The organism is Streptomyces sp. NBC_00083 (assembly GCF_026343295.1).
Classification (GTDB): Bacteria; Actinomycetota; Actinomycetes; order Streptomycetales; family Streptomycetaceae; genus Streptomyces.
Window position 1 is genome coordinate 856,542 of sequence record NZ_JAPELY010000001.1, and the last position, 24,177, is coordinate 880,718.

Consider the following 24,177-nt stretch of genomic DNA (forward strand, 5'->3'; position numbering starts at 1 on the left):
GGGGCCGTCCCCCGGTGAATGCAGCACCCTTCCATGGTCTCAGACCCGGTGGCCGAGGACCGGGGACGTAGGCACAGTGGAGCCATGAGCACGGACCTGGCGTTGCGGCGGGCCCTGGTGCGGGAGATCGCGGCCGGCGGCGCACTCGGCGACCCGGCGCTGCGGGCCGCCTTCGAGGACGTGCCGCGCCATCTGTTCGTGCCGTACTACTACGAGGGCGCGCCCGGCGGCCACGTACGGCTGTGGGGCGAGGACCCCGACCCCGGGCGGCGGGCCCGCTGGCTGACCGGGGCCTACGCGGACGCACCGCTGGGCACCCGGATGCGCGACGGCGACCTCGTCTCCTCCAGCAGCCAGCCCTCCCTGATGGCCCGCATGCTTCAGGCCCTGGAGCTCGACGACGGCGACCGGGTCCTGGAGATCGGCGCGGGCACCGGGTACAACGCCGCGCTCCTGTGCCACCGGCTCGGCGAGGACCGGGTGACCACCGTCGACCTGGAGCCCGAGATCACCGAGGCCGCGCGCGCCCATCTGGCGACCGCCGGATACCGGCCGGCCGTGATCACCGGGGACGGGGCGCGCGGCGCCCCCGCGCGGGCGCCCTTCGACAAGATCGTGGCGACCTGCACGGTGGGCTCGGTGCCCCACGACTGGCTCGCGCAGTGCCGGCCCGCCGCGCTGGTCCTGACCCCGCTCGCCACCGGCCTCATCCGGCTGCGGGTGACACGGCCGGGCCGCGCCGAGGGTCGCTTCCTGCACACCCCGGCCTACTTCGTGCCGCTGCGCGGGTCCGCCCCGGGCGCCCTGCCGGGACCGCCCGTGGAGGGTCCGGCCCGCGACGCCGCCTCGAACGAGCTGTTCCGCTTCCTGCTGCAGCTCACGGCGGGCAGCCTCGACCCGTACGCGGCGTACGAGCTGTGGCGCCGCGAGGAGCGTCCGCGGCGGGAGCGGTTCGGGGTGACGGTCGAGGACGGCGCGCAGTGGGCGTGGCTCGACGATCCGCAGGGGCCGCACACCTGGCCCCTGCGGGGTGCGCCGTTCAGCCCCGGCGCACGGTGATCGTCGTCCAGGCGCCCACGTGCACCCGGTCGCCGTCCTGGAGCGGCACCGGCACATAGGGCTGGATCGGCTCGCTCGCGCCGTTGACCGTGGTGCCGTTGGTCGAGTTCTGGTCGACCACCGCCCACGTGCCGTCCGGCTGCTGCACGAGCACCGCGTGCTGGTGCGAGACGCCCGGGTCCTCCGGCGGCACCGACAGATCGATGTCGGGCGCCTCACCGGTGGAGTGCCGGCGACGGCCGATGGTGATCTGGTTGCCGGACAGCGGACGCTGCTGCTCGGGCGAGTACGCGGGCAGATTGAGCCCGGACGCCTCGGGGCCGCTGCGCTGCATCATCGCCAGGAAGTACTCCCGGTCCGGGCCGATCGTGATCGACCAGCCGGCCGGTGCGGGCGGCGGCACGGCCTGCGGCCAGTCGTCCCCTGCCCGCTCGGGAGCACCTCGCTCGGGAGCACCCTGCGGGGCCCCCTGGGGCGCGGCCTGCGGCCAGTCGTCGCCCGCCCGCTCGGCACCCCGTTCGGGGGCACTCTGCGGCGCGGCCTGCGGAGCCGCCTGCTGTGCGGCGTGCGGCCAGTCGTCGGCGCCCCGTTCGGGCGCGGCGGGCGGCGTGGCCCGGGGCCAGTCGTCGGCGCCGCGCTCGGGCGTGGGCTGCGGCCAGTCGTCGCCGCGGTCGGAGCCGGGCTGCTGACGCGATCCCGGCACGGCCGACGACGGGGGAGGCAGCATCCAGTCGTCGTCGCCCTGCGGCTGCTGCGCCTGCGGCGGCGCGGGCGGCCCCTGCTGCTGGAAGGACGGCGGCGGCGGAGGCCCGCCCTGCGGACCGCCGAAGGGCTGCTGCTGGGGCCCGCCCTGCGGGCCGCCGAACGGCTGCGGCGGCGCGGGCGGTCCCTGCTGGAACGCGTTGGGCGGCAGCTGCTGCCCGGGGTGCTGCGGGGGCTCGGCGGCCAGCGGCTCGGCCGGCCGGTTCACCTGCGAGGGCCGCGAGCGCTGGTACTCGTACGGGTCGCGCGGCGCGGGCGGCGGACCCTGCTGGAAGGCGGGCGGCAGGTTCAGACCCGGGCCGGGGCCGGGCGCCGCACCGGGGCCGGGACCATGGCCGGGGCCGGCGGAGGGGCCGGGCGCGGGCACGGGGTGCTGCGGGGCGAGCGGGGTGTACGAGGTCGCCGTGTTGGTGAGGAAGTTCCAGCGGCACTCCTCGCAGAAGGGCGCACCGGCCTCGCGCGGCGTGCGGCACTGCGGGCAGAGCTCGGCCTGCGCGGTGGCGTTCGGGTCGCCGGGACCCGGGTAGCCGTACGCGGGCGGCGGCGGGGGAGGCGGCGGCACGGCGCCCATGCGATGGCCGCAGATCTCGCACCAGTCGTCGGAACCCGACTGATGTCCGTTCGGGCAGGTCGGCATGGAGTCGCTTCCCCCTCTCCTCGTCCGGCCCGGTGGGCCGCTGCATCACGGTGGTTCTCGGTACCGGCCACGCCGTTGACTCGCACGTGACCGACTACTTCGTGTTCACTTCTGATTACGTCGTGCTACTTCTTGACGCGAACGGTCTTGGTGGAGCGCGTTTCGAGGGTCATCTCGTCCGCTTCCGCGACCTTCGCCTTCAGTCGCACAGTACCGTTCGCTTCGTCGACGACGTCCACCACCTTCGCGAGCAGTTTGGCGGTATCGGAGTTCCCCGACGCCGCGGCCAGCTGCACCGCGCGGCCGAGCTTCGCCGTCGCGCCGTCCACATCGCCCGACTTGCGCGCATCCAGCCCCTGCTGGATGACTTGGGCCAGTTCGGCCTGACCTGTGTAGTGGGCGACCTGGGGGTTGATCGACGTGGAGGCCGCCATGTCGTCGGTCCACACCGCACGCACCAGACCCTGCGACAGGACCTGCGGCGCACCGCCCTCGCGGTCGGGCACGATGAGCGAGACGCGGGCGGCGAGCATCTCCTGGCCCACATTGGCCTGCGGCACCTGCACGCACACGTGGTAGTCGCGGGACTCGTCGCCCCAGGAGCCCGTCGGATAGTCCCCGGCGCGCGGTCCCGCCTCGGTGCGCCGGCCCGTCAACTCGGCGACGGTGGGCGCCACTTGCTTGACGAACTTGATCTCCACGCCGACCGGGGTCCACAGCCGCAGCGCCACGTCCGCGACCTCCTTGCCCATCGCGTTCTCCATCATCTGCGTGAAGTCCGCGGCCAGATGGGACGGATCGGCCACGATGTCCGCGGTGCCGAGCAGCGCGGAGGAGATCGAGGTGACCTCCTTGACCTCCCAGTCGGTCCCCACGCCGCGGGCGTCGCACGTGAACCGCCCTGCGCACGCCGTGAGGGCCGAGCGCAGGTCCTCCGGCGACTCGTGCTCGTTGCGCCCGTCGGTCAGCAGGATGCCGTGCCGGATCGGCACGTCCGCGGCCCCGAGCAGCCGGTCGGCCAGGCGCAGCCAGGTGCCGATCGCGGTGCCGCCGCCCGCGCTCAGCTTGCGCAGCGCCTCCTTGGCCTGCGTACGGGTCTGGCGGTCGGCGGTGGCGAGCCGGCCGTTGCCCGGGTAGACCTCGCGGGCGATGTGCGTGCCGGCGACCACCGCGAAGGCCACGCCGTCGCGCAGGGTGTCGATGGCGGCGGCCGTCGCGTCACGGGCGTTGCGCATCTTGGTCGGCGGATAGTCCATGGAGCCCGAACAGTCCACCATGATCACCACGGCGGCGGAGGGCGCCTGCCCGGGTATGTGCGAGGGCGCCGCGGTGGCCGTCGTGAAGGGAGCCCCGCCCAGGGTGCCGCCGCCCGTGGAGGCCACCGTGACGATCGCGTTGACCTCCCGGCCGCCCTCCGGAAGGAACTCGTTCTGGTACACCTCGACGGAGAACTGCGGCACGTTGGACTTCGAGAAGTTGGCCATCGACAAGGCTCCTTGAGGCTCCATGGACCTGAAGTGAAAAGGTGGGGACGAGGGGCGGGGGCGACGGCGGCGCCGAAGCGGCGCGCCGCGGGCGGGGCCTACGGGTAGGCGGATCCTGCCCCCTGCTGCGCCACCGCGAACGGCAGCACGGCCACTGTTACGTTGTCGTGCCCCCCGCCGTCCAGGGCGTGCCCGACCAGCACCTGCGCGCTCTGCAACGGCCGCTGCGCCGCGTCCGCGGGGATGACGCGGGCCATCTCCTGCGCGCCCTCCGCGTAGTTCCACAGGCCGTCCGTGCAGACCACCACCACGCCGGAGCGGTCCGGCTTGAACGACGCGGTGTGCGGGTCGAGTTCGTACGCGTCCGCGCCCAGCCACCCCGTGATGGCGTGGGCCCGCTCGTCGGCGTAGGCGTCGGCCTCGCTCATCAGGCGGGCCGCCACCATCTGCGCGGCCCACGAGTCGTCCTCGGTGAGCCGGGCCGGGGCGGCCGTACGGTCGTCGGGCACCCAGTACGCGCGGCTGTCGCCGACCCAGCCGACCACGAGGAGCCCGGACGCCGAGACGGCGCCCACCAGCGTGCAGGCCGGCGCGTTCTGGTGCCGGTGCGCCTCCTGCGGCGGCACCTGAGCGGGCTCCGCGGCAAGGGAGTTGACCGCTTCGGCGGCGGCCAGGATCGCGTCGTGCATCGCCTGCTGCGGGTGGGTGCCCTGCGGCAGGGCCACGAGCAGCGACTCGTTGGCGGCGGCGGCCGCGGCGGCGGACGCCTCGTCGGGGCGGGTCGCCGACGACACCCCGTCGCAGACGATCGCCACGACCGCGGGCGAGCCGTCGGGCAGCGCGGTCGAGGACAGCGCGAAGGAATCCTCGTTGCGGTGGTGGCGCAGCCCGCGGTCGCTCACCGCGCAGACCCCGCCGAGCTCCTGCTCCATGTGGTCGCGTTCGCGCGGCTGGGCGTGCCCGCAGTTCTCGCAGTACCCGTCGCCGTCGACCCGGCCGGCCCGGCAGGCCACACACACCGCGGCGCCGGGCGCGGGCGGTCGCGCCACATGGGTGTCGGGATCGGGCTCGGCGGCCCGCGGGTCGGGCGCGGCCAGCGCGTACTCCGCCGGCTCCGCGACCGCGTCCGGCGCGGGCGGCGGCGCCGCGGCCGGCTCGTCCGTCCGTACGGGGTACGGGAGTTGGGGATCCTGCGCCGCGGCGGCCGGGGAGGCCATCTCGATCGTCGGATGGTCGAGCGGCGGCTCGGGCACGGCCGACAGGTCGTACCCGCAGGCCCCGCAGAACAGGTCGCCCGTCTCCAGCGGCTCTTCGCAGCCGGGGCAGGCGGCGAGCTGATGCGTCTGCGACATCGTCACACCCAGGTCCGGGGGCGGAATCGGTTGGCCCGTTCCACCAGGTCGATCCTTTCCTCGCCGCGCTGTGCCAGCCGGGCGAGCATCCGGTACGAACGTTCCAGACCGAAGCGCAGGCCCCGCTCATCGACGTCGTTGCCGAGCAGAACGGTTTTTCCTCGCTGCCCGGCGCCGGTGCTCCCCGACAGTACCCAGTCCAGGGCGGTGCCCAGGACCTCGGTCGCCAGCTGTTCACGTCGCACCGCGTCGAGACCGAACGCGTCGAGCGCCTCGACCTGGGCCGAGGCCGCCACCAGGTCGTCGAGCAGCGGGTCGTGCGGGGACCGGCTGCGCAGCCGCGCCCGGACCGCCGCGACCCGCGCCGCCGTGTAGTGGATGGAGGCCTCGGGCACGGACTCCAGGCTCCGTACGGCGCCGGTGCGGTCGCCCGCGGCCAGCTGCACCCGGGCCAGCCCGAACGCGGCACTGACGTAACTCGGGTCGGTCGTCCACACCAGCCGGTAGTACTCCGCGGCGTTGTCGAGCTGGCCGAGCACCTCGGCGCACACGCCGAGCGCCAGCTTGGGGGCGGGCTCGCCCGGGAACGCGTCGTAGATCGCGTCGAAGGACAGCGCCGCGTTCTCGTTGTCGCCGGCGGCGAGCGAGGCGAGCCCCCGGTACCAGACCACCCGCCAGTCGTCCGGGTAGTCGGCCTCCAGGGAGTCGAGCGCCTTGCCGGCGGAGACCCGCTCGTCCATGTCGAGCCGGGCCCGCAGCTCGCGCAGCCTGCGCTCGATGGAGTGGGCCGGGGCCGAGCGCAGCGCCGTGATCAGCTCGGCGGGAGCGGCGGCCATCAGACCGGCGAGGAAACCCGCGTTGGGGTCGCCCGGGTCCACGTGCGGCACCGGCAGCGCGAGGGTGGTGCCCCGCGGGTCGAGCGCCTTGAGCAGCGGGGCGGCGTACGGGCCGCCACCCGTGGCGCCCTCGGCGCGCGGCGCCGGGACGGCGCCCGCGGGCACCGGCTGCGGCAGGCCCGGGGTGTTCGGCGCGAGCGCCGGCACCGGCGGGGCGCCCGCCGGGACGGCGGCGAGGGCCGCGGCCGGAACCGCCGCCTGCGCGAGCGCCTTGCGGGCGCGCCTGCCCACCGGCGCCACCCGCGCTCCGAGGCGCGAGACGTCACCGTCGGTCTCGGCGAACAACGTGGCGTCCGTGACCCGCAGTTCGGCCCCGAACAATGTCGAGAGGGCGGGCCTCGGCCGCCCCGTCTGGAGCGCCACGACCTCGCGCAGCACACCCGTCAGCTGCTCCGCCATCTCCTGCGCGGAGGCGAACCGGCGCGCCGGATCGGGGTCGGTGGCGCGCACCAGGAACCGGTAGAACGACTCGTACGCACGGAAGACGTCGATGGTGTCCGGGTCCGGAAGGCTGTCCGCGTAGACGTTGGTGTAGCCCTGGAAGTCGAAGGTCAGCACCGCCAGGGTGCGCGCCACCGTGTACAGGTCGGAGGCGACCGAGGGGCCGGCCTCGGCGACCTCGGGCGCCTGGTAGCCGACCGTGCCGTAGATCGCCGACTCGTCGTCGTCCATGCGGCGCACCGCGCCCATGTCGATCAGCTTCAGCTGGTCCTCGGTCTGGATCGCGTTGTCGACCTTGAAGTCGCAGTACAGCAGGTTGCGGCTGTGCAGATGGCCGAGCGCCTCCAGGGCCTCGATGCCGAACGCGCAGGCCTGCTCCACGGGGAGCGGGTCGCGCCTGCCGTCCACCGTGCGCCGCTCGTTGGCGATCTCCTTCAGGGACTTGCCGCCGACGTACTCCATCACGATGTAGCCGTCGAGCGACCCGGTGCGCTGGTCGAGGTGCTCCACGAAGTTGTAGATCCGCACGATGTTGGAGTGCTCGATCTCCGCGAGGAAGCGCCGCTCGGAGATGGCCGCCGCCATCGCGTCCTGGTCGCCGGTGTCGAGCAGGCCCTTGAGGACGACCCAGCGGTCGGAGACCGCGCGGTCCACGGCGAGGTAGACCCAGCCGAGCCCGCCGTGCGCCAGACAGCCCACGACCTCGTACTGGCCGTGCACGATGTCACCGGTGTGCAGCTTCGGCACGAAGGAGTACGGGTGGCCGCACTTGGTGCAGAAGCCCTCGGTGCGCCCGGCCCGCTCCCCGCGCGAACGGCCCACCTGCGCCCCGCAGTCCGAACGCGAACAGAACCGCTTCCGCTCGGGGACCTCCGGGTGCTCCATCACCGCGGAGCGCGGGTCCGGACGCGGCACCCCGGGCACCGACACCAGGCCCGCGCCGAGCCGGCTGCGCGCCGACGAACTCGCCGCGGCGCCCGAACTGCGCACCGACACCGAACGCGCGGTGGTGGTGCCGGTCAGCGACGACAGGCGCCCCGAGACCGAGCGCCGGGAGGTCGAGGACCGGGCCGACGAGCGGGCGGAGGCGCGCGAGGAGGACCGCGACGACTGGGAGGCCGAGCGGTGGCCGCCGCCGGTGATCCCGGTCGGCGGTGACGACACCATGCCCGTGGGCGACACGACGGGCGCGAGCCCGCAGGTGTCGCAGTACAGCTCGCCGCCGCCCATGTCCTCGTACGTACCGGCGCAACCGGGGCGCTGGCACTGGGTGTTCTCGCTCACGAATCCCCCCTCACGTCTTCGGGCCCGGACTGTCTCGGGACCAGTACCTCCGCCGCCGCCCGCTGGTAGCGCAGCACCGCCTCCTCGGCGACGCGCAGGTCGCAGGGCGCGGACCACAGCATGCGGCGGGCCGCGTCGTACCGCTCGATCAGGAGCGGGTCCTCGGCCATGCCGTGCCGGGCGACCTTCGCCTTGTACGCGTCGAGCCGCCCGCGCAGCTCGGCGCGGACCGCGAGCGGCGCGGTGACCGCCGTCAACGACTCGCGGGCGCGCAGCAGTTCGTCCTCGGCCTCGCGTTCGAGGGACTCCAGGAGCGGCGAGAGCCGGTGCCACTGCGCGTGTCTGCGGTACTCCGCGGCGGCGGCCAGCTGTTCCTGGAGCACGATGGAAGGGCCGCTCACCGCGGGCACCTCGCTCGCGGCGATCTTCGCGAGCACCTCGCCGCGCGCCGAGCGGGCCTCGGCCAGGGTGCGGTCGGCCCGCGACAGCACGTCCCGCAGGCGCGCGAGGCGCTGCTCGGCATCCTGACGCACCGTCAGAACGGCGTCGATCTCACGGCGTACGTCTTCGAGGGCGCGCGCCGCCCGGTCGTAGCGCCCGGTGTCGGGGCGCCCGCCGCCCGGCGCCGAGCTGCCCTGCGTGGGCACCCAGAACGCGAGCGGGTCGGAGATCACCTGGGTGCGCAGCTCGGCCAGCTCCGCCGTGATCTCCTCCAGGTCGTCGCCCGAGGGGTGCTCCCCGGGGCGCACGCCCACCGAGTGGGCGAGGCTCCGGGTGCGGTGCAGCTCGGCGGCGAGCAGGTCTATCCGGGCCGGCAGCGCCGACCACACCGCGTCGGCGGCCACGACCACGTCGAGCGAGCGCGCGTACAGCTCGTTCATCCGGTGCACGAGGTCGGCGAGCGAGAAGCGCTCGGTGAGCCGGGCCGGACCGCCGGCCAGGGTCGGCGCGCCGTGCAGGGCGGCCCCGGACAGCGTCACGGACGCGCCGCGCAGCCGGTCGGTCAGCTCCACCAGGTCGTCCCGGTTGGGCCAGCGCCGCCGGGCGCGCAGCTCACGCGCGGACTCCAGGGCCGCCGAGTAGGCGTCGAAGTACGACCACAGCAGGGAGATCGACTGCTCGGTGGCGGCCCAGCGCTCCTTGGTGACACCGGTGAGCCCGGCCCCTTCGAGGAGCCGGCGCCCGGCATGGTCCTGGAGGGCGAGCAGCGAGGTCTCGACGGCCTCGTGCTCGGCGTCGAGGCGTGCCAGCGCACGGTCCGCCTCGTCCCGGTCCATGACCGGCCCCGGGGGTCCCCCGGTGGAGCTGGGGGAGGATCCCGCGCCCATCGATCACCTCTCCGCTCTGTGGTACGAAGCCGCCGTCAACGCGCTCAACCCGCCCGGTACTTGGGTGCCGGGGGGCTCTTTATGCCGGGCAGGTCGGCGGCCAGCCACTGCCGGTACGCCCTCATCCAGGGGCTGTTGTCCCCGCCGCTGCGGTAGTCCACGAGGACCTGGTTGATCCGCCGCACCAGGTCGGTGTTGCCGAGCTTGACGGCGACACCGTAGTACTCGGTGGTGAACGGGCTGCCCTTCAGCTGGACCGCCGGGTCCTGGGCGGCCTGGCCCGCGGCGAGCGCGTTGTCGGTGACGACCGCGTCCACCAGGTTCTGCTGGAGGCGCACCAGGCAGTCCAGCTGGTTGGGGACCGTGAAGTCCTGGTAGTCCGCGCCGTGCGGATCGGTCTTGAGCGCGTCGAACGCGGTGGAGCCCGCCGCCACGCAGACCCGCTTGCCCTTCAGCGAGTCGTCGAAGCCGGTGATGGCGGAGGACTTGGGGGCGAGCACCTGCTGGCCCGCCTCGAAGTAGGCGGTCGAGAAGGAGGCCTGCTTGATGCGGCCGCAGTTGACGGTCATGGTCCGCACGACCACGTCGACCGTCCCGTTCTGCAGGGCGGGGATGCGCTGGCTGGTCGGGATGGCGCGGTAGATCACGGCGTTCTCGTCGCCCAGGATGTTCTTCGCGATCGCCTTCACCAGGTCGATGTCGAAGCCTTCGAGGGTGCGCGTCGCCGGATTGCGGTAGCCCCAGCGGAAGCTGTTCTGGTCGACTCCCGCGATCAGTTTGCCGCGCCGCTTGATGGCGTCGATGGTCGGCCCGTCCGCCGACGACGGGGACAGGCTCGCCTCGGGGTCCGTGCAGTCGTCGGCCTTGGCCTGCACGCCGTGCGCGGTGCCGGGGCCCGCGACGCCCACCGCGGCGGCGCTCTCACCGCCGTGCCGGGTCAGCGGGATCAGGGTGCCCGCCGCGACCGCGAGCGCGAGGGCCATCCCGGCCACCCCGCCCCAGCCGCGCAGCCGCCCGGCCCGGCGCCGCTCGGTGCGCCGGGCGCGGCCCGGCGTGTCGGTGCCCGGGGCGGCCGGGTGGACCGGATCCGCCGAACCGTTCGCGCCGCTCATCGCGACCCCTCTCGCCCATCCGCCGCTGCTCGCACGGCCGTTGCCGCTGTCCATGGCGCTCACCTGTACTCCGCGAGCCGGCGGCTGACGCCGACGCCCGCACCGGCCGCCGCGAGCACCGCGAGGACCGCCGCGCCCACCGGGAGGCCCGTCAGGGCGCCCCGGCCGTCGGACGCGGCGCTCGTGAACTGGCGCTGCTCATGGGCGATGGCCGCGTCGAGCTGCTCGTCCACCTTGTCGAAGCACTCGCCCGTGGAGCCCTTCGCGGCGAGGACCTGGGTCAGCGCGCCGTCGTAGTCACCGCTGTCGTCCGTCTTGCGGGCCGCCGTGTGGCGCTGCTGCCAGGCGTCCATGTCGGCCTTGGCCTGCGTCACCGGGGTCCTGCCCGCGGCGTCGTCGGCGAGGTTCCTCGCGGTGCCCAGCTTGTCGTTGAGCGTCGTCATGTCCTGGGCGAACTGCGCCTCGTACTGGTCCTTGCCGTCCGATGTGAGCACCGCGCCCCGGGCGACCAGGGTGAGGTTCTCGTTGGCGCGGGCCTGGAGCGAGCTGATCCGGGCGTCGTTGAGGACCTTCAGGGACTCCTGGCCGTGGGCGCGCGAGGCCGACAGGTCGGACGAGGCCACCGCGTGGCCCACCACCAGCCACAGCATCACCACCGTGGAGGCGGCCGTCGCGGCGAGGAGACCGTGGTTGAACACCCGGTTGGTGCGCAGGTAGTTGCGGCGCTGCACCCACACCAGGCCGCCGAGCGCCACCAGGCCGAGCACGGTCGCCGCGTACGGCCAGGTGTCCGCCTGGTCGTAGTCGTCGTAGAGCCGCCCCGTCTCCGCCTCGTACAGCTTCTGCGCGGCGGGCAGCAGGCTGGCGCTCATCTTCTGGTTGGCGAAGCGCAGATAGGCGCCGCCGACGGGGAAGCCCTGCCGGTTGTTGGCCCGCGCCTGCTCGATCAGACCGTTGTAGAGCGGGAGCTGCTCGTTGAGCGTGGCTATCTGCTGGGCCGACTCCGCCGAACCCGTCGTGTTGGCGGCGGCCTTCACCAGCAGCCGGGACGCCGTCGTGATGTCCGTGTCGTACCGCTTGCGCACGTCGAGCGGCTCCTGGCCGCCGGCGAGGAACCCGCTCGCCGCCGCCGTGTCGGCGTCGGCGAGCGAACGGTAGATGGACGCGGCGTCGGCGCTCAGCGGCTGGCTGCGGTTGACGACGTCGTCGGCGGCGGCGGCGCGGTCCGAGACCTCCCAGGCGGTGACGGCGCCGAACGCCACCACGAGCACCGCCACGACCGTACCGATGATCCACAGACGGCCGGGCTCGGTGGTCGCCGCGGCGCGCAGCCGCTCGCGGGCCCCTGCCCAGCCCCGGTGCGCGCCCGGTCGCGGCTGCGCCGCGGACCCGGCCGCGGACTCCCGCGTCTCCGGTTCGCGCACGTTCGGCGACATCGCCACCTGACCTCCCCCTCGGTCGCTGCCTAGGCAGTATGGCCGCAGGGACCGACAACCATCCAGGGTTGTCTGGATCTTGTTACCTGCCGCTTCACGCCCGCGCCCCCGCGCCCCCTGCCTCACGTTCCCCTCATGTATACGCGGAGGCGGTCCGTTCGGTTCCCCGGGGGCCCGGTCCGGCTACACGTACTGGGCGCGCAGCCGCGCGTACGCCGCATCGGGCGCCGCCACCCGGTCGAGGCCGAGCAGCCCCGCGCCGAGCACGGGCGACGCCGTGACCACCAGCGGCACCGCCTTCGGCGCCCTGGCCGCGAGCAGTTCGCGTACGGCGTCGTCCAGTTGGGGATGGCGGGCCGCGAGCACACTCCCGCCGAGCAGCACCGGCGTCGGCGTTCCCAGCAGCCCGAGCCGGCCGAGGGCGACCGCCGCGAGCGCCACGATCTCCTCGGCCTGGCGCCGCACGAGGGCGCCCGCGACCGCGTCCCCGGCCGCCGCGACCTCGAAGAGCACCGGGCTCAGCTCGTGCCGGCGCACCACCGGGATCTTCTCCAGGTGCAGCGCCTCGATCAGCTCGTACATCGAGGAGAGCCCGAAGTGGGCGGGGAGCGCGCCCGCGAGCGCGGTCGCCTCGCCCCGGCCGTCCTCGGCGCGCGCCGCGAAGAACAGGGCCTCCTCGGCCAGGCCCCCGCCGCCGCCCCAGTCGCCGGAGATCTTCCCGATGGCGGGGAAGCGGGCGGTCCGCCCGTCCGGGGTCATGCCCACGCAGTTGATGCCCGCGCCGCACACCACGGCGACGCCGCACGGCTCGGCGCCGCTGGGGAGCCCGGCGCGCAGGATCGCGAAGGTGTCGTTGTGGACCCGGACCGAATCCCCCCAGCCGCGGGCTTCTAGCGCCGCCGTCAACTCCCGCTCCTCGACGGGCAGATCGGCGTTGGCCAGGCACGCCGAGACGTGTGCGACCCGCAGCGGCCCGGGGCTGCGGGAGGCGAGGTGGGCCTCCTCGACCGTGGTGGCCAGCATGTGCATGGCCACCTCGACCCCCACCGACGGCGGCCGGAAGCCGCCGCCCCGCGCGGTGCCGAGCACCGTGCCGTCCGCGCCGATCAGCGCCACATCGGTCTTGCTGTTGCCGGCGTCGATCGCCAGCACACTCATGCCCACGAAAGGTGCTCCCGGTTGTGCGCGATCAGCCGGTCGGTGAGCCCGTCGGCGTGGTCGTACTGCCCGACCAGCGGGTGGGCGAGCAGCGCCCGGAACACCCGGTCGCGCCCGCCGCGCAGGGCGGCTTCCAGCGCGAGGTCCTCGTACGCGGTGACGTGGGCGATCAACCCGGCGTACAGCGGGTCGAGTTCGGGCACCGCGAGCGGCACCGCGCCGCCGTGGCCGACGCGGGCCGGCACCTCGATGACGGCGTCGTCGGCGAGGAAGGGCAGCGTGCCGTTGTTGTACGTGTTGACGACCTGCACGGGGCTTCCCCCGTTGCCGAGCAGGGAGGCGGCGAGGTCGACCGCGGCCTCCGAGTAGAAGGCGCCGCCGCGCTTGGCGAGCAGTTCGGGCTTCTCGTCCAGCGCCGGATCGCCGTACATGGCCAGCAACTCGCGCTCCATCCCCGCGACTTCGGCCGCCCGCGACGGCTTGGTGCCGAGCTCGCGCACCACCTCGTCGTGGGCGTAGAAGTAGCGCAGGTAGTACGAGGGCACCACGCCGAGCCGGTCGAGGACCTGGCGGGGCAGGCGCAGGTCGTCGGCGATGGCGTCGCCGTGCTCGGCGAGCAGCTTCGGCAGCACGTTGTCGCCGTCCGGCCCGCCCAGGCGCACCCCCAGCTCCCAGGTGAGGTGGTTGAGGCCGACGTGGTCGAGGTGGACCTCGCCGGGCGTGACCTGGAGCAGCGCCGCGAACTTGCGCTGGAGCCCGATGGCCACGTTGCACAGGCCGACCGCCTTGTGCCCGGCCTGGAGCAGGGCCCGGGTCACGATGCCCACCGGGTTGGTGAAGTCGATGATCCAGGCGTCCGGGTTGGTGCGGCGCACGCGCTCGGCGATGTCCAGCACCACCGGCACCGTGCGCAGCGCCTTGGCGAGGCCGCCCGCGCCGGTCGTCTCCTGGCCCACGCAGCCGCATTCGAGGGGCCACGTCTCGTCCTGCTGCCGGGCGGCCTGCCCGCCGACGCGCAGCTGGAGCAGGACCGCGTCCGCGCCCTCGACGCCCGCGTCCAGGTCGGAGGTGGTGACGATGGTGCCCGGGTGGTCCTGCTTGGCGAAGATGCGCCGGGCGAGCCCGCCCACAAGCTCCAGGCGGTCGGCGGCCGGGTCGATCAGGACGAGCTCACTGACGGGCAGCGTGTCCCGCAACCGGGCGAAGCCGTCGATGAGTTCGGGGGTGTAGGTGGAGCCGCCCCCCACTACTGCGAGCTTCATTGATTAGCCCTTCACTCCGGTCAGTGTGACGCCCTCGACGAAAGCCTTCTGCGCGAAGAAGAAGACGAGGATCACGGGGGCCATGACCAGAACGGTCGCGGCCATGGTCAGGTTCCAGTCGGTATGGTGCGCGCCCTTGAAGGACTCCAGGCCGTAGCTCAGCGTCCACGACGCCGGCGTGTCGGACGCGTAGATCTGCGGCCCGAAGTAGTCGTTCCAGGCGTAGAAGAACTGGAAGAGCGCGACGGCGGCGATGCCGGGGCGGGCCATCGGGAGCACCACCCTGATCAGGGTGCGCAGCTCACCGCAGCCGTCGACCTTCGCCGCGTCCAGGTACTCGTTCGGGATGGTCAGCAGGAACTGGCGCAGCAGGAAGATGCTGAACGCGTCGCCGAACGCCAGCGGGACGATCAGCGGCCACAGCGTGCCCGACAGGTCGAGCTGCTTCGCCCAGAACAGGTACATCGGGATGATGACGACCTGCGGCGGCAGCATCATCATCGAGATGACCAGCATCAGCGAGAGATTGCGGCCGCGGAAGCGGAACTTGGCGAGCGCGTACGCCACCGGCAGGGACGACACCACGCTGAGCACGGTGCCGAGGCCGGCGTAGAGCAGGGTGTTCCGCCACCACGTCAAGAACCCCGGAGTGTCGAACACCTTGCGGTAGTTGGACCACGCCCAGTGGTGCGGGATCAGGTCGCGGGTGAGGGTCTGGTGGTCGTCCATGAGCGAGGTGAGCAGCAGGAAGACGAAGGGCAGCACGAAGAACAGCGCGGCGGCCACGCCGAGCGCGTGCACGGCGATCCACTGGAGCAGGGCCTTGCGGCGGGCCACCTTGGCCGCCGGGGTCGCCAACGGCGCGTCGAGGGCGTACGTCACGTCACTCACCTGCCTGGATCAGGCCGCCGCGGCGCTTCATGAGGAGCGCGGTGAAGGCCATGGAGAGGGCGAACAGGACGAGGGCGACGACACACGCGGAGCCGTAGTCGAAGCGCTGGAAGCCCAGGTTGTAGACGAGCTGGGGCAGGGTCAGCGTCGACTTGTCGGGGTAGCCGGGCTCGAACTGCTGGCCCGAGTTGCCGATGTGGCCGGAGGCGACCTTGCCCGCCACCAGCGGCTGGGTGTAGCTCTGCATCGCCTGGATGACGCCGGTGACGACGGCGAACATCACGATCGGCGAGATGTTCGGCAGGGTCACGAAGCGGAACCGCTGCCAGGGCGAGGCGCCGTCCAGCTCGGCGGCCTCGTACTGCTCCTTCGGCACGTCGAGCAGCGCCGCCATGAAGATGACCATGAGGTCGCCGACGCCCCACACCGCGAGCAGGGTGAGCGCGGGCTTGGACCAGGACGGGTCGGTGAACCAGTTGGGCGCCGGGATGCCGAGGTCGCCCAGGAGCGAGTTGACCGGCCCGGTCCCGGGGTTGAGCAGGAACACGAAGCCGAGGGTGGCCGCGACCGGCGGGGCGAGGTAGGGCAGGTAGAACAGGGTGCGGAAGATGCCCACACCCGTCTTGATCTTGGTGATCAGCATGCCGACGCCGAGCCCGAACACCACCCGGCAGGCGACCATGACGACCACCAGCCACAGGGTGTTGCGCAGTGCCGGCCAGAACAGCGGGTAGTCGTTGAAGACGTACGACCAGTTCTTCAGGCCGTCGAAGGTGGCCGCGCCGAAACCGTCGTAGTGCGTGAAGGAGAAGTAGACCGTGGAGAGCAGCGGGTAGGCGAAGAAGACGCCGAACCCGATCAGCCAGGGCGACAGGAACGCCAGGGTGCGCAGCGCCGAGCGGCGGTGCTTGGCACGCAGTGTGTACGGGGTGCTCATGACCGGGCTACTTCGCCTGCGCGATCGCGGCGTCGATCTCCCGGGCGGTCGTGGCGAGCCCCGCCTTGATGTCGCCCTGCTTGCCGCTCTCGACGTCGTAGCCGAGGTTCTGGAGCGACACGAGGTACTGGCCGCCGTTGACGGAGGCCGGGGTCGTGGTGGAGTTCGGGTTCTGCGCGATGTCGAGGAAGGTCTTGAAGCGCGGGTCGGCCTGGAGCTTCGGCGACTTGAGCGCCTCCAGGGTGGAGGGCACGTTGTGGATGGCGTTGGCGAAGTTCACCACCGCGTCGGTGTCGGTGGTCAGGAACTTGACCAGCTCCCACGCGGCGTTCTGCTTCTTCGACGTCGAGGCGATGCCCGCGATGGTGCCGGTCAGATAGCCCTTGCCGTGCGTGGCCCGCTGGTCGTCGGGCACCGGCAGCGGCGCCACCCCGATGTCGAACTTCGGCTTGGCGGCGAGCGCCATGCCGAGCCGCCACTCACCGTCCATCGCCATCGCGACCTGCCCGGTGTTGAACGGGTTGGTGTTGCCGTACTCCTCGCCGAAGGACGAGCGGTACTTTTCCAGCTTGCCGAAGCCGCCCAGGTCGTCGACGAGCTGCTTCTGGAAGGCGAGGCCCTTCTCGAACGCCGGGTCCTTGGCGATGTTCGACGTGCCGCTGGTGTCGAAGTACGTCGGCGACCACTGCGCGAGGTAGTGCTCGGTCGTCGTCTCGTAGGCGTGGTAGTTCGGCATGAAGCCGAGCTGCTCGTACGAGTCGCCCTTCGGCTTGGTCAGCAGCTTGGCGTCCGCCTCGAACTCCGACCAGGTGGTCGGCGGACCGTCGATCCCGGCCGCCTTGAAGGCGTCCTTGTTGTAGTACAGCGCGTAGGCGTCGCCGAGCAGCGGAAGCGCGCAGCGCCTGCCCTCGAACTGGGTGTACTCGTTCATGGTCTTCGGGAACGTCTTCGCCGGGTCGATGCCGTCCTTCTTCAGGAACGGCGCGAGGTCGGCGAGGGCGTTGGACGAGCAGAACTTGCCGACGTTGTTGGTGGTGAAGGACGACACCACGTCGGGGGCGGTGGAGCCGCCCGCGCGCAACGCCTGGTTGATCTTGTCGTCGTTGATGTCGCCGACGACCTTGACGTGGATGTTGGGGTGCGCCTTCTGGAAGGCGTCCACGTCGGCCTGGATGGCCGCGACCTCGTTGGGGGCGCTCCACCCGTGCCAGAAGGTGATCGTCGTGTCCTTGGACGCGTCGTCCTTCGCGCTCGTGTTGCTCTGGCCCGTACAGGCGGTGGCGAACAGGGCTATGGAGGCGGTCGCGGCCAGTGCGACGGCGGACGTCCGGCGGGTGGTGGGCATGGCGGTGTCTCCCGGGGAGGGGTGGGGGTGGCGGGGGTGGGGCGGGGACGGCGGTGCGGGGCGGTGCGGTTCAGCGTGCGGTGTCGAAGACCTCGTCACGCGTGGCGGCGAGAGCGGACTCCAACGCGCCGCGCAGTACCGGCAGTTGGGAGATCTCTCCAATGACGAGCCGGGGGCGGGAGGCCGAGAGCTCGCCCAGTTCGCGCCGGACGAGCTCGCGCAGCGGCTCGCCCCCGGCGGTGATCAGGGCGCCGGACAGTACGACGAGCTCCGGGTCGAGGACGGCGACCATGGAGGCGAGGCCGGTCGCGAGCCCGGTGGCGAAGGCGCCGAGGAGCTCGTGCTCGGGCCCCCGGCCGGCCGCGGCGCCGCGCGCGATCAGGGCGGCGGCGACCTCGACGGTGGTCCCGGACGGCAGGTCGGTGACACCGAGTTCACGGGCGAGCCGGGGCAGCGCCTGGCCGCCGGCCAGCTCCTGGAAGCCGCCGGAGTTGGCCTTGGTGACATGGCGCACGAGCGGCGCGCCCGGCACCGGCAGGAAGCCGACCTCGCCGGCGCCGCCGGTGAAGCCGCGGTGCAGCCGCCCGCCGATGACGAGGGCGGCGCCGAGGCCGCCCTCGTTCCAGAGCAGGACGAAGTCGTCGTGGCCGCGGGCCGCGCCCAGGCGCTGCTCGGCGATGGCGGCGAGGTTGACGTCGTTCTCGTACTCGACCGGCATCGGCAGCGCCGCGGCCAGCTCGTCGAGGAGGGCGGGGGAGTGCCAGCCCGGCAGGTGCGAGGCGTAGCGCAGCCGCCCGGTGCCGGGGTCGAAGGCGCCCGGGGTGCCGATGACGACCCGGTGCAGATCGCCCCGGACGAGCCCGGCGGCCTTGACGGCGCCGTCGATCGCGCCGGTGACCTGCCGCACCACGGACTCGGCGCGCCGCGCGGGGGTGGCCACCTCGAACTCCCCGACGACGCCGCCCGTCACATCGGCGACGGCGGCGCGGATCCGCTCGGGGGTCACATCGAGCCCGGCGACGTGGGCGGCGGTCGCGTTGACGGCGTACAGCTGGGCGTTGGGCCCGGGGCGCCCCTCGGTCGTCCCGGTGGCGACGACGAGCCCGGCCGCCTCCAGACGCGCGAGCAGCTGCGAGGCGGTGGGCTTGGAGAGCCCGGTGAGCTTGCCGATCCGGGTCCGCGAGAGGGGCCCGTGCTCCAGCAGCAGATCGAGCGCGGCACGGTCGTTCATCGCGCGGAGTACGCGCGGCGTTCCCGGGGTAGTACCGGCCACGACGAATCCACCTCCCCCTGCTCGACTCACTGTTAGGAAAGTTTCCTATCCGTTAAGAGGAACGTAGGGCGCGGCTCGACGGCCCGTCAATGGGGCGGGACGGGGAGGCAACCAAAGCGTTACCTCGCGGGGGCGGGGCGGGGGGCGCGGCGGTGCGGGACGCGAGAGGCCGCCGATGTCAGAGCAGCGCCGTGATGCCGTCCCGGTGCTCGGGCAGGCCGGCCGCGCGGAACCACGCGCTGTTCCCCGCGATGCCGTGCGTCGACGCGTCGGTGGCCACGAAGGCCCGCAGCAGGGCGTGTTGTGCCGGGGTGAGCGACCGGGCCGGGTCGTAGCCGCCGGGGAACGCCCGGAACAGGATCGGCCCGCGTTCGTGGTCGGCCATGGACGTGCCGCCGGACGTCACGATGGCGAGGGCCACGGGTGCGATCTCCTCGAACGATTCGGCCAGGAAGAGCGCGGCCCGCAGCACGGTGAACCGGAACCACCCGGCGATGCCGGGCAGCGGCTGACGGAACCAGCCGTCCGTCGCCCGCGGGGACCGCAGCGCGTCGAGGAGGACGGCGAGGGCGCGGGGCCGGTCGGTGGGGGCGGGGCCGAGCGCGGCGCAGACCCGCACGGCCGGATCGGGGTCGGCGAGCAGGTCGGAGGTGTCCGCGCGCCACACGCCGAGCGCCCGCGCCAGGCCGGCTCGCTCCCGCCGGGTCTGCGCGCCGTTCGACCGGGAGCGCAGCAGGGCCGCGACCCGTGGAATCCGGTCGGCGAGTTCCGGGGCGGAGAGGAGCGGCACCGCGGCGCCGAGCGCGGCCTCGCGGACGTGGGGGTCGGGGGAGGAGAGGAAGGGCTCAACGGCGTCGGCGAGAGCGGGGCGTATGCCCCGGCACGCGTGGAGCGCGGCGCGCTCGTCCGGGGTGCTCTCGCGCGCCGTCTCCTCGTGCCACGGTTCCCACTGCCAGTCGAGCCGGTCCCGCACCGGATCCTCCCCGTACGAGGCCGACTCGGCCACCAGCCCCAACCAGGCGAGCAGGTCGGCCCGCAGGGTGCGGGGCGGGCCTTCGTCCCACGGGAAGTACCCCTCGTGCTCGGCGAGACCGGCCGGATGGTCGAGGATCGCGGCGGCGAACAGCGCGGCGGGCGCGGTCACGGTGTACAGGGAGCCCTGGTGCAGCACGGCCGCGTCCAGCATCCCCAACGCCTCGGCACGCACTTGGGGTTGCTCGTCCACGAGCGCGCACAGGGTGGCGGGTATGTCCGTGCCGGGGCCGTAGGCGTGACGGAGGGAGCCCCAGTCCGTCGTGGCCAACAGCTCCTTCGCCGCCGCCGGCAGCCCGCTGAGGATCCGTGCCAGGCGGGCCCGCTGTTCATCCGTCATGCCGACACCCTGCCAGCCCCGACTGACATCGACGCCTCGGCGGCGCCCGGCCAGGGAGCTCGCGGAGCGGCGAGGCTTCGGTGCTCTGCCGGCCGGGAGGCCGCCCGTTACCCCTGGTGCCGGCCGGAGCGGATCCCGCAGACCGCGGTTACGGCACCCATGAGCGCACAGCCGCACGCAATGAAGACGACGGTCGCATCGGTGCTGGTGGCGAAGAGCGCGGTGCCCTTCTCTTCGCCACCCTCTCGGCGATGGGTGAACTCCCACCCACGGCGGAGACCGGAAACGGGTGACGTCGCCCGAGAGCGATCAGTGTGAGATCAAGACGTCGAGGAGGAAGAGGAGAATTCCGATACACCCCAGAGCGATCCCGATCCACACCAGCCGTGCGGACATATGCATCTTCCCGTCCCTCGTCGTGGAGTTGAGGGTTCTCGCTGGTTGGCGGGTCAATGCTGAGGATGTTCGGTCCTTACCCGCGCAAGATCGACCCGGAGCATCAAGAGATAGCGTGGTGCACGACATGGCACTTTGCGCGGTGTCACGCCCCGCACCCACGCGCCCCACGGGCGCCTCCTGCCGGCACGGTCGGGCCGCGGGGCGAAGTTGCTGAACCCGGCAGGCATGTGAAAGGTGATCGCGTGACTCCCAGGCACCCCCACGGCGAACCGGCCCGCAAGGCCGACGGCGCACTGCGGGCGCCCGCCCGGCAGTCCGCCGAGTCGGAGCGGCAGGGCCCGTCCGCCGGGCTGCTCGGGATGCAGGCAACGGCGGGCAACGCCGCGGTGGTTCAGATGCTGCGCCAGACCGGCCACGCCTTCGTGCAGGAGAAGCACCAGCACGGCGCCGGCTGCGGGCATCAGCAGGCCGAGCAGCCGCAGGTGCAGCGGTCCGCCGTCCACGACGTCCTGCGCACTCCCGGGCGGCCCCTGGACGACGCCACGCGCACCGACATGGAGAGCCGGCTCGGCGCCGACTTCTCCGATGTGCGCATCCACAACGACGGCGCCGCCAAGGCGTCCGCCGCCGAGGTCGGGGCGCACGCGTACACCTCCGGCAACCACGTCGTCGTGGGCGAGAGCGGCGGGGACAAGCACACCCTGGCCCACGAACTCACCCACGTCATCCAGCAGCGCCAGGGCCCGGTCGCCGGCACCGACAACGGCAGCGGGCTGAAGGTCTCCGACCCCTCCGACCGCTTCGAACGCGAGGCGGAGGCCAACGCCACGCGCGTCATGCGGTCGGCCGTGCGGACCACGGCCGGGGCCGACTCCGCGCACGGACAGGACTCCGCGCGGACGACGGCGGGCGAGAGCGCGCCCATGGTGCAGCGGTACGCGGAGGAGAAGGTCGGCTCGGTCACCTGGCGCATCTCGCAGACCGGCAAGTACGCGCTGCGCGGCGCGAAGGGCAGCGACCAGTACGAGCTGTACGTACGCAGCGACGTCCCCGCGCCCCGCTACTGCGAGGAGGCCACGGGGAGGCGGAAGGCGACCATCGGCGACGCCCAGTACGTTCCGTACGCGCCGCTGAAGTCCTTCCTGGAGGACTGCTCGCACTCCGCCGAGGAGGTCATGCACGCCCAGGCGCTGGAGATGGGCCAGGACGCCAGCGCGTTCAAGGGCGGCGGGATGTTCGGCGAGAGCGACAAGAAGAACATCGACCGGGCCCGCGAGTACGCCAAGAACCGGGCCGGCGGGGACCACGACGAGGCCCCGGAGGCGGGAGAGGCCTACTCCATCATCGAGACGCAGTGGTCGGGCAAGACCCCGAGCAACACCTCCCGCTGGCCCTACCACGTCGCCGGCGTCGTCGCGCAGGACGGCAGTGACCGCATCACCGTCGAGCAGACCGCCGGCTCCACGGACGCGGACCCGACCGTGGGTGTCGCCGGCATCTTCGACATCTACCAGAACGCCTCCGACATCGGTAAGGAGCTCCCGGAGAGCTTCCACGGCCGCCACGGCAAGTCCTTCTCCAAGGGCGCCATCACCGTGACGCTCGTGCCGATCAACGTGGGCGGGCTCAACGCGGACATGGACCGCACCTCGGGCAACGACGCGCGCGCCAACCGCTGACGGAGGTCAGGGAGTGCGGGTGCTCGCTTTGCGGGCCAGCAGGTGGACCTCCTTGAACGGGCGCCGGTCCGTGGGCAGGGGCTCGCGGATCATGCGGGCCACCTCCACGAGGCCCGCCGCGCTCAGTAGCGCGGAGAGGTGGTCGGGCCACCAGCGGTAGGCCGGCGCGACCGCGTGGTCGAAGACCTGGGTGGGTTCGGCCGCGCCGTCACTCGCCGAGAAGCCGAGCAGGAGGTGGCCGCCGGGGGCGAGTACGCGCGTGAACTCCGCGATGACCGCGGGGAGTTCGGGCGGCGGGGTGTGAATGATCGACCAGCGCGACAGCACGCCCGCCAGGGATCCGTCGGCGATGATGAGACCGGTCATCGAGCCCACCGCGAACTGAAGCTCCGGGTAGGCCTGGTGAGCCAGCGCGATCATCGCCGGGGACGCGTCGACGCCGAACACATCGTCCGTACGCATCCCCGACCCGGCCAGATACGCCGTGACGTGCCCGGGACCACACCCGAGGTCCGCGACCCGGCCGCCCCCGCCCACCCGCACCGCCTCGGCGAACACCCCCAGCATGGCCCGGTCCAGGGGGCTGTCCCGCAGCGAGTCACGGAACAGCCGGGCATAGGCATCGGCCGCACCGTCGTAGGCCTCGCGGGTGGCGGCCAGGGAGCCGGGCGGGGAATCCTCGGGAGAGGCGTCTCGGGGCATGCGCCCGACCGTACAAGAGGCACCGGACCGCCGGACTGCGCCCCGACGGCGGCCCCCTCGGCGCCCCTCGGGCGCCGGGCGTACGACAGGAGCGCTACCAGCGGCGCTACTTCGACAGGTTCGACGTGTTCGGGTTGGGGATCGGGGCTGTTGCCAGGGACTGGGGGGAGGTCGGGTTGTTCAGGGCGGACGGGGCGGCGACCGACGCCGAGGGGTCGGCCGCGGCCGGCTCCTCCGCCAGCGGGAGGCCGCCGACGATGCGGATGCCCGCCGCGTCCAGGGCGACCTTGATCCGCCAGCGCAGCTCCCGCTCCACGCTCAGCGACTTGCCCGGCATGGTCTTCGCGGAGACCCGGACCACCATCGAGTCCAGCAGCACCTCGTCGAGGCCGAGGATCTCCACCGGGCCCCACAGGCGCTCGTTCCACGGCTCTTCCTTCGCCATGGACTCCGTCGCCTCGTTGATCACCGTACGCAGCCGTTCCAGGTCCTCGCTCGCGCGGACCCGTACGTCCACCCCGGCCGTCGCCCAGCCTTGCGACAGGTTGCCGATGCGCTTGATCTCGCCGTTGCGCACGTACCAGATCTCGCCGTCCGCGCCGCGCAGCTTCGTCACGCGGAGCCCGACCTCGATCACCTCGCCGGAGGCGACCCCCGCGTCGATGGAGTCGCCGACGCCGTACTGGTCCTCCAGGATCATGAACACGCCGGACAGGAAGTCGGTCACCAGGTTGCGCGCGCCGAAGCCGATCGCCACGCCCGCCACACCGGCCGACGCCAGCAGCGGGGCCAGGTCGATGTTGAGGACACCGAGCACCATGAGCGCGGCCGTGCCCATGATCAGGAAGGACGCCACCGAGCGCAGGACCGAGCCGATGGCCTCCGAGCGCTGACGGCGCCGCTCCGCGTTGACGAGGAGCCCGCCGAGCGCGGTGCCCTCGACCGCCTGCGCGCTGCGGTTCATCCGCTCGATCAGCTTGGTCAGGGCCCGGCGCACCAGCACTCTCAGGACCGAGGCGATGACGATGATGAGGAGGATGCGGAATCCGACGTACAGCCAGGTCGACCAGTTCTGCTCCACCCAGCCCGCGGCCTCGGTGGCCGACTTCTGGGCGTCGTCGAGCGTCGCGGGCCTGGGCGACGGCGATCCGTCGGCCAGGACGGCGGACCAGTTCACGGCAGGAACCTCCAGCGTTGCGGTGCCGGCGAAGGGCGGCGGCAGACCCACCACACTAACGGGGCAAGAGCTGTGCTCCGTTGACGTGTTCGGGGGAGAGGGCCCTTCCACCTGGGAAAGAAGGGGATGTGGTCGAAAACACTTCGGGCCCGTTACCCGGACGTGGTGGCGCTTCGACCAGGCATGAGGAG

General features: G+C 72.9%; 18 protein-coding genes. 2 read left to right on the forward strand and 16 right to left on the reverse strand.

Annotated elements, in window-relative coordinates; translation table 11 throughout:
- The first annotated feature begins 84 nt into the window (after positions 1 to 84).
- On the forward strand, positions 85 to 1,059 hold the full coding sequence (locus tag OOJ98_RS03700; RefSeq protein ID WP_267053163.1) for a methyltransferase domain-containing protein: 975 nt from the start codon (positions 85 to 87) through the stop codon (positions 1,057 to 1,059).
- On the opposite strand, the gene OOJ98_RS03705 is transcribed toward OOJ98_RS03700, so the two are convergent.
- From OOJ98_RS03705 to OOJ98_RS03770, 14 genes are all read right to left on the reverse strand, one after another.
- Positions 1,040 to 2,458, reverse strand: a complete 1,419-nt coding sequence (locus tag OOJ98_RS03705; protein ID WP_267053164.1) for an FHA domain-containing protein — start codon at positions 2,456 to 2,458, stop codon at positions 1,040 to 1,042. The two genes, OOJ98_RS03700 and OOJ98_RS03705, sit on opposite strands and share 20 nt — an antisense overlap.
- A gap of 125 nt (positions 2,459 to 2,583) precedes the next feature.
- The gene (locus OOJ98_RS03710) at positions 2,584 to 3,942 is read right to left on the reverse strand and encodes a VWA domain-containing protein (RefSeq protein ID WP_267053165.1); all 1,359 of its coding nucleotides are present in this window, start codon (positions 3,940 to 3,942) and stop codon (positions 2,584 to 2,586) included.
- 98 nt (positions 3,943 to 4,040) lie between these two features.
- Positions 4,041 to 5,300 (reverse strand): PP2C family serine/threonine-protein phosphatase, encoded by a 1,260-nt coding sequence (locus tag OOJ98_RS03715; protein ID WP_267053166.1) that lies wholly within the window; start codon positions 5,298 to 5,300, stop codon positions 4,041 to 4,043.
- Positions 5,297 to 7,861, reverse strand: coding sequence for a serine/threonine-protein kinase (locus OOJ98_RS03720; RefSeq protein WP_267055497.1), 2,565 nt, complete (start codon positions 7,859 to 7,861; stop codon positions 5,297 to 5,299). Before OOJ98_RS03720 ends, OOJ98_RS03715 begins: the two co-directional genes overlap by 4 nt.
- 50 nt (positions 7,862 to 7,911) lie before the next feature.
- Entirely contained in the window at positions 7,912 to 9,243 is a 1,332-nt protein-coding gene (locus tag OOJ98_RS03725; protein ID WP_267053167.1) for a hypothetical protein, read from the reverse strand.
- A gap of 44 nt (positions 9,244 to 9,287) precedes the next feature.
- The gene (locus OOJ98_RS03730) at positions 9,288 to 10,226 is read right to left on the reverse strand and encodes a glutamate ABC transporter substrate-binding protein (RefSeq protein WP_267055498.1); all 939 of its coding nucleotides are present in this window, start codon (positions 10,224 to 10,226) and stop codon (positions 9,288 to 9,290) included.
- A 188-nt stretch (positions 10,227 to 10,414) separates the two neighbouring features.
- The gene (locus OOJ98_RS03735; protein ID WP_267053168.1) at positions 10,415 to 11,791 is read right to left on the reverse strand and encodes a hypothetical protein; all 1,377 of its coding nucleotides are present in this window, start codon (positions 11,789 to 11,791) and stop codon (positions 10,415 to 10,417) included.
- A 183-nt stretch (positions 11,792 to 11,974) separates the two neighbouring features.
- A complete protein-coding gene (locus OOJ98_RS03740; protein ID WP_267053169.1) occupies positions 11,975 to 12,949 on the reverse strand; it encodes an N-acetylglucosamine kinase in 975 nt (324 codons plus the stop codon).
- On the reverse strand, positions 12,946 to 14,211 hold the full coding sequence (locus OOJ98_RS03745; RefSeq protein ID WP_267053170.1) for a 6-phospho-beta-glucosidase: 1,266 nt from the start codon (positions 14,209 to 14,211) through the stop codon (positions 12,946 to 12,948). Before OOJ98_RS03745 ends, OOJ98_RS03740 begins: the two co-directional genes overlap by 4 nt.
- A gap of 3 nt (positions 14,212 to 14,214) precedes the next feature.
- Positions 14,215 to 15,093, reverse strand: a complete 879-nt coding sequence (locus tag OOJ98_RS03750) for a carbohydrate ABC transporter permease (RefSeq protein WP_267053171.1) — start codon at positions 15,091 to 15,093, stop codon at positions 14,215 to 14,217.
- Between the two features lies 1 nt (position 15,094).
- On the reverse strand, positions 15,095 to 16,039 hold the full coding sequence (locus OOJ98_RS03755; protein WP_267053172.1) for a carbohydrate ABC transporter permease: 945 nt from the start codon (positions 16,037 to 16,039) through the stop codon (positions 15,095 to 15,097).
- 7 nt (positions 16,040 to 16,046) lie between these two features.
- A complete protein-coding gene (locus OOJ98_RS03760; protein ID WP_267053173.1) occupies positions 16,047 to 17,384 on the reverse strand; it encodes an ABC transporter substrate-binding protein in 1,338 nt (445 codons plus the stop codon).
- Positions 17,385 to 17,454: 70 nt separating this feature from the next.
- Positions 17,455 to 18,657: an ROK family transcriptional regulator gene (locus OOJ98_RS03765; RefSeq protein WP_267053174.1), complete on the reverse strand. Its 1,203-nt coding sequence runs from the start codon at positions 18,655 to 18,657 to the stop codon at positions 17,455 to 17,457.
- 178 nt (positions 18,658 to 18,835) lie between these two features.
- Positions 18,836 to 20,029, reverse strand: coding sequence for a hypothetical protein (locus OOJ98_RS03770; RefSeq protein ID WP_267053175.1), 1,194 nt, complete (start codon positions 20,027 to 20,029; stop codon positions 18,836 to 18,838).
- Positions 20,030 to 20,721: 692 nt separating this feature from the next.
- Here OOJ98_RS03770 and OOJ98_RS03775 point away from each other — a divergent pair.
- Positions 20,722 to 22,107, forward strand: a complete 1,386-nt coding sequence (locus OOJ98_RS03775; RefSeq protein WP_267055499.1) for a DUF4157 domain-containing protein — start codon at positions 20,722 to 20,724, stop codon at positions 22,105 to 22,107.
- 6 nt (positions 22,108 to 22,113) lie between these two features.
- Here OOJ98_RS03775 and OOJ98_RS03780 read toward each other — a convergent pair whose 3' ends face one another.
- Entirely contained in the window at positions 22,114 to 22,809 is a 696-nt protein-coding gene (locus OOJ98_RS03780; RefSeq protein ID WP_267053176.1) for a class I SAM-dependent methyltransferase, read from the reverse strand.
- A gap of 106 nt (positions 22,810 to 22,915) precedes the next feature.
- Entirely contained in the window at positions 22,916 to 23,986 is a 1,071-nt protein-coding gene (locus OOJ98_RS03785; protein ID WP_267053177.1) for a mechanosensitive ion channel family protein, read from the reverse strand.
- Positions 23,987 to 24,177: the final 191 nt, after the last annotated feature.